Source organism: Methanomethylovorans sp. (assembly GCF_050177135.1).
In the GTDB taxonomy this organism is placed as follows: domain Archaea; phylum Halobacteriota; class Methanosarcinia; order Methanosarcinales; family Methanosarcinaceae; genus Methanomethylovorans.
In genome coordinates this window covers 1-10,873 of sequence record NZ_JBFXHJ010000076.1, presented here as the reverse complement: position 1 = coordinate 10,873, position 10,873 = coordinate 1, and the positions used below count along the sequence as shown (strand labels likewise).

Genomic DNA, 10,873 nt, shown 5'->3' with positions numbered 1-10,873 from the left:
TTTGGGACAAAAAAGTAGAAGAGACCGGGTTTTAATGAATGCAATGAATTCAGTCCTGTCTTAATTTTCCCTTCTTAGCAACATGCTCAACATAATAATCTACACATTTCTGTGAGTAATCAATGGAAACCTTGGACATGTGAGCAACGATCTCACTTAAAGGCCGTTCGACCTGTATGGTGCGTCGGGGTATACCGTACTTTTCATTGTGCCTTGCTACTGTTTCAAGCATAATGTTCTGTAATTGTACAACATCCAGCTTTTCCGAGGGAGAAAGTTTTTCGAAATCTTCCATTATCTTCCTTATTCGGTCCCTATCCTTTTCGTCTACCTCTAATTCGGAAATGGGATGCTTAATGTGCTCCTCCACTCTATCACCATTATAGTGTACACTTCATAGATTAAAAAACTTAACTATAAATTTAGAGAGCAATATAAAAATAGGTGCTAATTAAAAAAGATCAGGAAAGGGTGAGCATTATACCCATTTCCTTCAAGGTCTCTGAAACTTCATTGAATGATACGAACATTTCCTTGCGATGCAGATCAATGTCTTTTACCCGAGGTTCAGATTCAAACCAGATCTCTTTTTCAGTCTGCCCGCGAGTAACACTAACACATGCTAGCATATCGGATTTTGTCAGCCTGTATACTGAATCAAAACCTGAAGGAGTAACCCATTCATGATGCTTCCCCGTGATATCCTTGACGAATTTGTTCCAATTGACCGTAGCAGAAGCTTCCAGAATAAGATATAAATGAGCACGGTCTCCAGTTATTTCTTCTGTCATGACCTTTAACATCTTCTTGTACTCCGGATCTGCCTGATCCACAACGATCTTTTCTTCAAGCTTCATGGCAGCGTCCTTGAAGAAGGGAGCAAGATTAACTGTTTCCGATGGTTTCGTAGCCAGGGAAACACCAAAGAAAGCTATGCCACTGAGGGTCATACCAGCTATAACACCATGATTAGAGAGCACTGGATGTATGGAATCCAGATAAGCTGGGGCAAAGGCTGGGGTATTAGCCAGATCGATAATAGTAAGAGCTACCTGAGCAACAAAGCCCACTATCAGGCCGGCAAGTGCACCTTCCTTTGTAGCTCTTTTCCAGTAAAGCCCTCCCATCATGGGGAAGAAATATGCAGCACTGGCAATGAAAGTGGCTATGTGGATGGCATCAAGAATACCATCAATGTAGAAGGAGCCAATGGTAGCACCTGCAACTACTATTAGTACGCTCACCCTGTTGATAGCGAGCATCTCCTTCATAGTTGCATCGGGCTTAATGTACCTCTGATAAATGTCACGGGAGAGACATGAACCACCGGAAGTTGCAAAAGTATCTGTTGAGGACATTGCAGCAGCTGCCAGACCTACACCTGCCAGACCTATAAGAAGAGGAGAGAAATGCTCAAAGATATAAACAAGCAGTGCAGGTTCTGCCTGGGCCATTGCACCCATCCCTATCTCTGCGAAAGATGCCGGAATGTCGGGGTACACATGGTTCAACCCAATAGCAATGATTGTACAGGCCACACCGAACACCAGGAAGATAAGGAATGAGCCCAGGATCATACCGTTCCTTGCCGATCTTTCATCCTTTGCAGCCCAAACCCTTTGCCAGGGATCCTGTTCTGTGATCCAGCCGGGGATGATAGCAAAGATGAATATCATTACTGCAATTATACCAATGCTGAACGGGTTCCACCATCCTTCCGGTACATCCGAGAGCAGTTCTGAAACGGTCATGACCGAAGATGCATCGGCAGAAGTAGCCGAACCAGTGACGGCAAAGACCATCGCGAGAGCGAAACCTGCAAGGAAAAGGAACTGTATCACATCGGTCCATATAACAGCAGAAAGCCCTCCAAGTGTCACATATACAGAAACGGCCAATGCAACAATAGCTGCTGCGTATATCGGGGGAAAACCAAAGAAGATCTCAAGGACCATGGCAAAACCTTTGATATCTGCCACTGCAAAAAGGATCATCACAACAGTGATAATAAGAGCCACAGGACCTCTTATAGAACTGCTGTATCTTTGCTCAAGCAGCTCTGGCTGAGTGATGGCTGGAAGATGTTTGATCTTACCCACCAACAATGCTATCAATAACAAGGCAAGGATGTTAGGCGCCACGAAACTCCATATAGAACCCATGCCCAGCAGCATGTAAAGACCAATAACCGCAAGAATGCCGCCAGCGGTCATCCAAGATGCTGCTGCAGAAAAACCAATTCCAATGAAGTTGATCCTGCGTCCTGCAAGCCAGAAATCCGTGACAGATTTCTGCCTCTTAGTGAATTTCCAGCCGATAGCCACCAGTATTAGGATATAGGCTGCAAGCAACACCATAAACAAACCATATGAATTCATAATTACTACCTCGCTTTAATCTATTATAATTGATTTATCTTTCCGATTTTTCTAATATGTAATAACTTCTTAATTGAGTTATAGAGTGATTGTAGACATTTTCTCTGGGGTTGTATTTAAATCTTTCAAAAAAATCCTCTTTACAAGAAAGCAAGTTTAGTTGATTTAACATGAGACTAACGATCAAATTTTTAGATTCCGGGAAATAAAGCTCTGTACTATCCTGACCCAATATATATCTCTCATCAGTGTCAATTATGTTGCATGACCCTTGAACCGGTCCACATAAAAGCCATATCCGAACTTGCAGATCGTATTGACAGATGCCTGAAACCGGAAAAGATGGAAAAAGATGAAACCGGCAGTGTAATAGATATATTAGAAAGACTCAAGGAGTTGAAACACAATGGACAGGTAGTGCTCAAGTCCATCGGAAGGTTAAAAAGAGGAAGAGTAAGCATAGAGAAGATGGCTCTGAGCCAGGATCCTTTTCCTGTTACCTATTCATGCGACAGCGGGAGCACAACCACAAGGTCCTTTGATAATGGCCTTTACGTGGATTTCTGTCATTGTGCCATGGCCTCAACACCTACTGACCTGGAACTCCACAACAGGAGGACAATAGTTGCTGCCACTTATACCCCCAGTTATAGTGTAAATATCGACATCACTGACAATTGGGAGATAGTTGATCACGGAGCGAGCCGTTGCCAGATCATTCGCATAGCACCAGGCCTTCTGAGCAAACGCATCGACAGGATAGTACATGACATAGCCCTGTACCTCTCTGAATCAGAACACATCCTGTGGTTGCAGGATGAACTTGACCCCCGGGGATTTTTTATTATGGACGGACCTATCTATCCAAAGCATCTCATGTACTGGATGGTAGTGGGATCAGAGGATGTAAACCTGCTTTACGATCCTCATACAGAACGCATCCTTCAAAACTATATAAAAATCGTGGAACATCACATTGACAAAAAATTTCCTTATATTGGTTTTGTAAAGAATCCCGAGGACATGCAGATCATGCAGACCCTAAGGAAAGAAGGCATTAAAGACCTACCCTGGGTAATGGATGCACAGTTCTTCAAAAACCTGCTTTCTCTCCCGTGGGACAGGGAAGAAAAAAGCATAAGCAATCGGTACATAACTTACACTAACTGGTTCATGCAGCCCAATCAGTTCTACGAAAGGATACTTGGAACCACATCGCCTTTGGTCAAAGAGAAACTAAGGGCAAAGCATCCACGTGAATACTATTCACTAACGTTTTTTGTGGTATACGTCCCTTCAAAGAACCTGCTATTTAAGATAGAAGCTCCATACGGACTTACCCGGGACGAAAGGATAAGGGATATCATTACAAGGAAGGTGCTGTATGATATCGCAGTAAGCGAGATACCGAACACACTGAAGAAAGCAGACTCCATTGCAAAGATACAGGTATCGGAAAGGAAACAAATTGTCGACAGGTTCAGGTACTCCCGGGTAGATACCAGCTACAACGAGACAAGATGGGGCGAATACGATGAGAATGGATAAAGATATACTTGCCTATGTTTCTTCAGGGAAAACAGACAGTAGAAATGTTGCCGAAACTGGGGAAACAACTATTGAGGAGAAGTTCAGCTTCGAAGAATATGAGGTCCCTGAAGAGAGTTATCCTTATACAAAAGACGATACAGAAGAAGCATTTGGTATCATAACCACAGGTATAGAGCCTCTGGAGATAACTGAATCAGGAGCAACTATTACAGGATACATCAACACGGAAAAAAGAGGAAATGTACGGCTTGGAACGTATGTGATCGTACCCTACGGTGAAGAGGATCTGTTTGCCCGTATATGGAAAATGCAGTACAAACAGGAGTATGCAGTAGATGATGCCACGGAGATACACTCTCGCAGGATGCTAAGGTCCAACACTACAGATGAAGTAGATTACAAGTTCCTGGCTTACCTGGACCCGATATGTATCCTTTATTCTAAAGGCAATGGATCATTGGCCCGGCGTATGAGCGACCGCATACCCCGACCCAACACCTCCATATTGCCCGTTAAAGATAAGCTTAAGATCCAGACAGGGCTTAACATTCCCAGAGAAGGCATCTTCCTGGGGCATCTGAGCGTAGGGGGCGAGGTGGTAAAGACCCATGCGGTACCTCCTAATGTACCATATTACCTGCGTAATGACTATTCTATGGGTGATCCTCTTGTGTTCAGGCACATGCTGGTATGTGGCAGCACAGGAACAGGTAAAACATTCCTTACAAAGAATGTCCTAAGACAGTTCATGGCACAAGAGAACCGCTACAATGTGAGGGGAACAGGTGCCAGAAAAAACCCCTGCCTTGTGATACTTGACCCGCAGGATGAGTATTCCCAGATGTTAGAGGATAATCCTGAACTTACAGCAGATGCTGAGTTCAGTTTCAGGTCTGAGAAAGTGTATTTTGGAGGATGTGCCAATACCCGCACCTTGGTGGCAAAGGTGGATGGTCAGTCATATAATGGCCGCTCTAGAGCACAACAAATGGAATTTACCATACCTTTCGAGATGGTGAAGAATAATTCCTGGCTCATGGCGCCGGTAGGCATGACGGAACTCCAATACCAGGGTGTGGAATTGCTTCTGGATGATTTCTTCAAAATGGCTGGAGATCACACATATGATCGCTTTTTGGACCATATCAGCGACGATCTTACAAGAGACAATTATGTAGAAAGTGGTAAGATACACGAAGCTTCCTATGATGGCATAGTCCGCAGAGTAAGGGACAAGGCTCTTAGAAGGGTGTTCGACCAGCCTGCAAGACCCATAGACCAGATGTTGGAAGAGATAATAAAACCTGGACATGTGAGCGTGTTCCCTACTGAATACATCAGCAACACACGTATACGGGATCTGATAACCCTCACTTTGATGACGATAATAGTGGATAATAAGTTAAGTTCTAAGCTTAACACACCTGGAGAAACTGCCGTTAAGGAAACTCCCATTATCCTGGCTCTTGATGAAGCCCACAGGTATCTTGCCAGCACCTCAGGCGAGCACAGCAGGAGGATAGTGTCCAAGTTCGCAGAAGCCGCAAGGCAGGGAAGGAAAGAAGGATTAGGACTGTTCCTTATCACCCAGGATCCTCAGGACATTGATGACACAGTGTTCAAACAGGTCAACACACGCATCATACTTAACTTGACAAATGATGCTGCTATCGGGGCACTGAAGGTTAAAAAGGAGTATGAAAAGCGTATTCCATACCTGAAAAAAGGACAGATGATAGTGCACAGTCCAGACAATAGCGACATGGTCGAAATAATGGGATTGCAGGACTGCGTAGTGAAGCATATATAAACTCTTCACTATCGATAATTATTTTCCCCTGCTAATAGATCAGATAATACATTCAAACCGAAATGTATATATTGAGCAAATACGTATGGAGGCATCACATCAGTAAACAAGATGGGCCGGTAGCTTAGCCAGGCAGAGCGACGGACTCTTAATCCGTAGGCCAGGGGTTCAACTCCCTTCCGGCTCGCCAATCTCTTTTACTTCTTATAATTTTTGTTCTGTTAGTTTTTTATGATCTCAGAGTGAGAAACTTAAAATATATGGATCCTGTGAACTTTCTTTATTCAAAAGGTGAACCGAATGCCAAAAGTAAGCGTGGAGATCCCTCAGGAGTTACTGGACGACCTGAACAAACACGTAGGGGACAAGAAGAAATTCGTAAACCAGTCAGATGCCATCAGGACAGCGATCCGCAAGATGCTGGACATGATGGACGAGATAGACAAAAGGCATGGAAGGGTGAAGGAATAAGAAAAACAAAGAAAGCATCGTTGCATTCAGATGCTCTTAATATATTCAATGCATTCAGCACCTTCTTCCAGGCTCGCCATTTCAGTTACAAGCCTTCCATTGTAGCCCTTAAGGCTTTCCATGACCTTTTTCCACTGCACTGTTCCCCTTCCCAGAGGTAGGTGTTCATCTGATCTTCCATGATTGTCGTGTATGTGCATGTGCAGGATATGTTCCTTGCACTTTTCAAGGAACTCATCTACAGCCCCTGCAGTGTTGGCATGGCCCACATCCAGGGTCATACCCACATTGTCCCTGTTCACTTCTTCAAGGGTCCTGAGCATCTCATCGGGGTATTTCCCGAATATCTTGGGCATTTCCGGCATGTTCTCCACAGCTATCGTGATGCCGTAATCTGCAGCTGTGTCACATACATCCTGGATGGACCCTATATGGGTCTGCCAGGCCCTTTCAGGGAACTGAGAACCGTAAGGAGAGAGGTAACCGGGATGCACCACCGCCAGCTCCACGATCTCATTTCCAAGTTCAAGGCAACGATGCATCTGCCTTAATGCTTCATTGCGTATCCCATCGTTAAGACCTGCCAGGTTCATATCTGAAAAGGGTAGGTGCATTGTGATCTTCAGATCTGTCGTATCCCGGATCTCACGGACCTTACCGAGATTTCCGTTATGCAGGGTCTGGAAACCTTCCTGTACTATCTCCCAACCGGTATATCCCATATCTTCAAGCTGGTAGACCCAGATAAAAGAATGTCCTGTATCTACTCTGGAGGAAAAGCTCAGATTCCTTACTTTCATGTACTTTCCACATCCTCTATATCCGGTTCGAAAAGGATCTTACCCTTTTCAGTGGGAGGGGTAAGCCATTCTATAAGCCTGTGAAGCTCAAAAGATGAATTTGCACTTATTGTTACGTGTATCGAGCCCAGGGGTTCTTCGTCCGCCGGGAAATTAAGACGGCCCACAAAAGCCACAAATTTGCTTATCCTGAAAGAGGTAGATGGTGTATCTTCACTTATGCCGATCTCAAACTGAGTACGTGCAGTGTCTATAATTTCTTCTTCCCGCAGCAGTTGATGAAGATGACGGAGTCCTTCGAGATCAGTAGTTCCTTCTGACATGCCACATAATCCGGTATCATCATACTTACTGTAACTAAGATCTGCCAGGGGGAAGATGCTTTGAACCGCAGTCCTTACCTTCTCCTCGGTTTCAGTAGGATTCACTCTGGCTGAAACTTGCACCTTTATCATGGATCAATCCACCATATCAAGCACTTTTTTCCTGAAATCATCAAGCGTTCCTGCGTTCTCTATAACAAGGTCAGCAGCAGCTATAGCTTCACCCATGCCCCAGCCAAGCTCACGGTCATCCCTGACACGCAAGGCATCGATGTCCTTCATGTCATCACTTCTTTTTCTGGCCTGCACTCTTGAGAACCTTATTTCGAGTGGGGCATCTATGGCCACCAAAGTAAAATCAGAACCAAATGCCTGCTTGAAACAATTTACCTCCGCAAGGCTGCGCACACCGTCGACAACAAGGAGATCAGAATCTGCTTCTCGTATCTTTGGTATACAACGTCTTGCTACTGCATCTTTACCCTCTTTGTTACGCAAGTCGGTCCCGACACCACCTACATTAGTATCGGTGGGCTCAAGACCTCTGCGTACAATCTCTTCACGTATCACATCACCCATATTGACGACCTTGATACCTGACTCTCCTAGGATCGATGCTGCCACTGATTTACCCGAAGCTGGCATCCCTACAAAAGCTAAGATTTTCGTCATACACAACCTGCTGTTATTTATTGAACTTTATGGAATGTGAATCACACATTCATTGATGTTATAAATAATATACATTCTAAATAAAATGCCTTTGGGAAAAGGCTATGAAAGATATTGACCACCTATTAAGATGGTAAATGGATCTTACAGTTTTCTTTCTGTGAGCATTCTTTTTATATTATACTGAGCATAGCGGATCAAAAGACTATTTTTTGGAGCAGCCTGAAAAATGAAAATAGGAAATATAAAGATCGATGGGTATTTGTTTCTGGCACCCATGGCAGATGTAACCAATCCAGCTTTCAGAATGCTCTGTAAAAAACACGGTGCTTCACTCACATACTCTGAGATGATCAGTGCAGATGCTGTAATTCATGGCAATATAAGAACAGCAGACCGTGGTCTTAGTTCAGAGGAAGAGAAACCTTTTGCCATTCAGCTGTTTGGTAACTCTGCAGCTACAATCGCCAATGCATCAGTGATTATAGAGGAAAGATATTCTCCTGATATTATCGACCTCAATTTTGGATGCCCTGCTAATGTGCTTGTAAAAGATGGATCTGGTTCAGCACTACTGTATTTTCCTGAAAAGATAAGAGAGATAGTATCTACTGTATGTAAAAAAGTAGAGGTGCCAGTAACTGCTAAAATAAGAGTGCTGCATGACATGAAAAAAATACTTGATATTGCCAGGACGATAGAAGAAGCAGGAGCTAGTGCCATTACAGTTCATGGGAGAACACAAGCTCAGCAATATGCAGGGAAAGCTGAACACGAATATGCCAGAAAGATCAAAAATGAGCTTTCAATTCCTGTGATAGCAAATGGTGATATCTTTGATGGGTGTTCTGCAAAGCACGTAATTGAATATACAGGATGTGATGCCTTGATGGTAGGCAGAGCTTCCATGGGCAATCCACATGTTTTTAGGGAGATTTCTCACTTTCTGCGTACAGGAGAACAACTACCTACTAACGAATGTACTCAAAGACTTGAGGATTTTAAAGAGTATGTGAGATTGCTGGAGTTGTATGGGCTTGAAGAATATGTAGATATAAGAATGCATGCCCAATGGTTCACACGGGGCATAAAAGGCGGGAGGCATGTACGTCAGGGTATCTCCGGCACACGAGAAATAAAAACGATAGTTCAGCTTATGGAAAGCCTGTGTGCACAATCGCCTGACATGGCTACAAATAATGATTTCCATGGTAACTGATACAGTTTTTTATTCGGTTCAAACCGAAAGGCTTTATAACTATCAGACAGTTCATAACCTACACAATTAAACATTGCATTTATACGCAATTGTGAATAAATGCAGGTTATAACTGTCCATTGTTCGGCCAGGATATTCAAAAAACAAACAGCAAGAAACAAAGTTGTGCCGATCATATATTGTTCTAATGTTGTGGAGAATCCAGATGAAAGAGATACGAATACACGGCCGGGGAGGCCAAGGTTCGGTCACTGCTGCCGAGCTTCTAGCAGTTGCAGCATTTGCTGATGGTAAATTCAGCCAGGCATTCCCAGCTTTCGGGGTGGAAAGAAGAGGAGCACCTGTACAGGCATTCACAAGGATCAGTGACACACCTATCAGACTCAGAAGCCAGATATATGAACCTGACTACGTTATTGTGCAGGACCCTACCCTTATAGAAGTAGTGGATGTGGCAGGTGGACTGAAGGAAGATGGTATGATACTTATAAACAGTGACTTTGATCCCTCAAAGTTCAAGCTCGACACCAAGGCCAAAGTTGTAACCGTCAACGCCACAAAGGTTGCACTGGATATCATTGGCAGGCCAATAGTCAATACAGTGCTGCTTGGAGCCTTTGCCGGAGCCACAGGCAACATAAGGCCTGAATCTATCAAGGAAGCTGTAAAGGAAAGATTCCCCGGGAAAGTGGGAGATCGGAATGCTGAAGCCATCCAACAGGCATACGACATGATGAAGGAGGCAAACGTATGAAGATAACGCTCGGTGGCATCTGTGAGCCTGCCACCACATTGGCCAACAAGACAGGTGGCTGGAGGACCTTCAAACCTGTCTATGACTATGATAAATGTATCAAATGCAAACTGTGCGAACTGTTGTGCCCTGATATGGCCGTGTTGCCCAGAGAAGACGGATATTTCCAGTTCGACTATGATTATTGCAAAGGATGCGGCGTATGCGCCAACGAATGTCCAAAGAGTGCTATAGGCATGGTACTGGAGGAGAAATAATGACAACCAAGGGAAAACTTGAAATGGAAAAGATGGTCGTCGTAGAAGGGTCCTATGCTGTGGCACATGCTGTAAAAATATGCAGGCCCAATGTTATATCTGCTTACCCGATCACTCCACAAACCCATATTGTGGAAGGACTTTCGCAGTTCATTGCTGACGGGGAGATCTCAAATTGTGAGTATATCAACGTAGAATCGGAGTTCTCGGCGCTTTCTGCACTTGTGGGCTCCTCAGCCGTGGGGGCAAGATGCTACTCAGCTACAACGTCCCAAGGTCTTGAGTTGATGCATGAAGTGCTTTTCAACGTGTCCGGTATGAGACTTCCCATAGTCATGACCGTGGTGAACAGAGCTGTGAGCGCACCCATCAACATCTGGAACGATCATCAGGATGCAATATCTCAGAGAGATACCGGCTGGATACAGTTGTATGCAGAGGATCTACAGGAAGCAGCTGACATGACCGCACAGGCATTCAAAATTGCAGAGGACAAAGAAGTTCTTATGCCTGCTATGGTGTGTATGGATGGTTTTATCCTGTCCCATGTATACGAACCTGTGGTACTGCTGGAACAGGAACTTACTGATGAATATTTACCTACATATGAGCCTCTTAATATACTGGACCCAAAGAAA

General features: G+C 44.2%; 11 protein-coding genes, 1 tRNA gene and 1 pseudogene. 8 read left to right on the top strand and 5 right to left on the bottom strand.

The window, feature by feature from the left end; all coding sequences use genetic code 11:
- Positions 1 to 49 precede the first annotated feature (49 nt).
- Together AB7U21_RS07400 and AB7U21_RS07395 are read right to left on the bottom strand one after the other, a co-directional pair.
- Positions 50 to 370 (bottom strand): hypothetical protein, encoded by a 321-nt coding sequence (locus tag AB7U21_RS07400; RefSeq protein ID WP_428388014.1) that lies wholly within the window; start codon positions 368 to 370, stop codon positions 50 to 52.
- Positions 371 to 461: 91 nt separating this feature from the next.
- On the bottom strand, positions 462 to 2,378 hold the full coding sequence (locus tag AB7U21_RS07395) for a sodium:solute symporter family protein (protein WP_428388012.1): 1,917 nt from the start codon (positions 2,376 to 2,378) through the stop codon (positions 462 to 464).
- A 264-nt stretch (positions 2,379 to 2,642) separates the two neighbouring features.
- Here AB7U21_RS07395 and AB7U21_RS07390 point away from each other — a divergent pair, with 264 nt between their 5' ends.
- The 4 genes from AB7U21_RS07390 (at position 2,643) to AB7U21_RS07375 (ending at position 6,210) form a co-directional block, all read left to right on the top strand.
- Entirely contained in the window at positions 2,643 to 3,926 is a 1,284-nt protein-coding gene (locus AB7U21_RS07390) for a DNA double-strand break repair nuclease NurA (RefSeq protein ID WP_428388010.1), read from the top strand.
- The gene (locus AB7U21_RS07385) at positions 3,913 to 5,739 is read left to right on the top strand and encodes an ATP-binding protein (protein WP_428388008.1); all 1,827 of its coding nucleotides are present in this window, start codon (positions 3,913 to 3,915) and stop codon (positions 5,737 to 5,739) included. The genes AB7U21_RS07390 and AB7U21_RS07385 overlap by 14 nt, the downstream gene beginning before the upstream one ends.
- 113 nt (positions 5,740 to 5,852) lie before the next feature.
- Positions 5,853 to 5,929: transfer RNA gene (locus tag AB7U21_RS07380), tRNA-Lys, on the top strand.
- 110 nt (positions 5,930 to 6,039) lie between these two features.
- Positions 6,040 to 6,210, top strand: coding sequence for a ribbon-helix-helix domain-containing protein (locus AB7U21_RS07375; protein ID WP_428388006.1), 171 nt, complete (start codon positions 6,040 to 6,042; stop codon positions 6,208 to 6,210).
- 26 nt (positions 6,211 to 6,236) lie between these two features.
- Here AB7U21_RS07375 and AB7U21_RS07370 read toward each other — a convergent pair whose 3' ends face one another.
- Genes AB7U21_RS07370 through AB7U21_RS07360 form a run of 3 tightly spaced genes read right to left on the bottom strand, consistent with a single transcriptional unit; the run spans position 6,237 to position 8,005 of the window.
- Positions 6,237 to 7,010 (bottom strand): sugar phosphate isomerase/epimerase family protein, encoded by a 774-nt coding sequence (locus AB7U21_RS07370; protein ID WP_428388004.1) that lies wholly within the window; start codon positions 7,008 to 7,010, stop codon positions 6,237 to 6,239.
- Positions 7,007 to 7,465: an RNA-binding domain-containing protein gene (locus tag AB7U21_RS07365; protein ID WP_428388002.1), complete on the bottom strand. Its 459-nt coding sequence runs from the start codon at positions 7,463 to 7,465 to the stop codon at positions 7,007 to 7,009. The genes AB7U21_RS07370 and AB7U21_RS07365 overlap by 4 nt, the downstream gene beginning before the upstream one ends.
- A gap of 3 nt (positions 7,466 to 7,468) precedes the next feature.
- Positions 7,469 to 8,005: a dephospho-CoA kinase gene (locus tag AB7U21_RS07360; protein WP_428388000.1), complete on the bottom strand. Its 537-nt coding sequence runs from the start codon at positions 8,003 to 8,005 to the stop codon at positions 7,469 to 7,471.
- A 229-nt stretch (positions 8,006 to 8,234) separates the two neighbouring features.
- Here AB7U21_RS07360 and dusB point away from each other — a divergent pair, with 229 nt between their 5' ends.
- From dusB to porA, 4 genes and pseudogenes are all read left to right on the top strand, one after another.
- Complete coding sequence (gene dusB, locus AB7U21_RS07355) at positions 8,235 to 9,224, top strand: tRNA dihydrouridine synthase DusB (RefSeq protein WP_428387998.1); 990 nt, start codon at positions 8,235 to 8,237, stop codon at positions 9,222 to 9,224.
- 205 nt (positions 9,225 to 9,429) lie between these two features.
- Complete coding sequence (locus AB7U21_RS07350) at positions 9,430 to 9,978, top strand: pyruvate ferredoxin oxidoreductase subunit gamma (RefSeq protein WP_428387996.1); 549 nt, start codon at positions 9,430 to 9,432, stop codon at positions 9,976 to 9,978.
- On the top strand, positions 9,975 to 10,235 hold the full coding sequence (porD, locus tag AB7U21_RS07345) for a pyruvate synthase subunit PorD (protein ID WP_428387994.1): 261 nt from the start codon (positions 9,975 to 9,977) through the stop codon (positions 10,233 to 10,235). Before AB7U21_RS07350 ends, porD begins: the two co-directional genes overlap by 4 nt.
- A pseudogene (gene porA / locus AB7U21_RS07340) lies at positions 10,235 to 10,873 on the top strand (pyruvate ferredoxin oxidoreductase); the annotation flags it as partial. The gene porD and the pseudogene porA, both read left to right, overlap by 1 nt.

Excerpts from the sequence above, each read along its gene's own strand:
- AB7U21_RS07370 (WP_428388004.1), bottom strand. The coding sequence starts at position 7,010 with ATGAAAGTAAGGAATCTGAGCTTTTCCTCCAGAGTAGATACAGGACAT.
- porD (WP_428387994.1), top strand. The coding sequence starts at position 9,975 with ATGAAGATAACGCTCGGTGGCATCTGTGAGCCTGCCACCACATTGGCC.
- AB7U21_RS07365 (WP_428388002.1), bottom strand. The coding sequence starts at position 7,465 with ATGATAAAGGTGCAAGTTTCAGCCAGAGTGAATCCTACTGAAACCGAG.
- AB7U21_RS07360 (WP_428388000.1), bottom strand. The coding sequence starts at position 8,005 with ATGACGAAAATCTTAGCTTTTGTAGGGATGCCAGCTTCGGGTAAATCA.
- AB7U21_RS07375 (WP_428388006.1), top strand. The coding sequence starts at position 6,040 with ATGCCAAAAGTAAGCGTGGAGATCCCTCAGGAGTTACTGGACGACCTG.
- dusB (WP_428387998.1), top strand. The coding sequence starts at position 8,235 with ATGAAAATAGGAAATATAAAGATCGATGGGTATTTGTTTCTGGCACCC.
- AB7U21_RS07390 (WP_428388010.1), top strand. The coding sequence starts at position 2,643 with ATGACCCTTGAACCGGTCCACATAAAAGCCATATCCGAACTTGCAGAT.
- AB7U21_RS07350 (WP_428387996.1), top strand. The coding sequence starts at position 9,430 with ATGAAAGAGATACGAATACACGGCCGGGGAGGCCAAGGTTCGGTCACT.
- AB7U21_RS07395 (WP_428388012.1), bottom strand. The coding sequence starts at position 2,378 with ATGAATTCATATGGTTTGTTTATGGTGTTGCTTGCAGCCTATATCCTA.
- AB7U21_RS07385 (WP_428388008.1), top strand. The coding sequence starts at position 3,913 with ATGAGAATGGATAAAGATATACTTGCCTATGTTTCTTCAGGGAAAACA.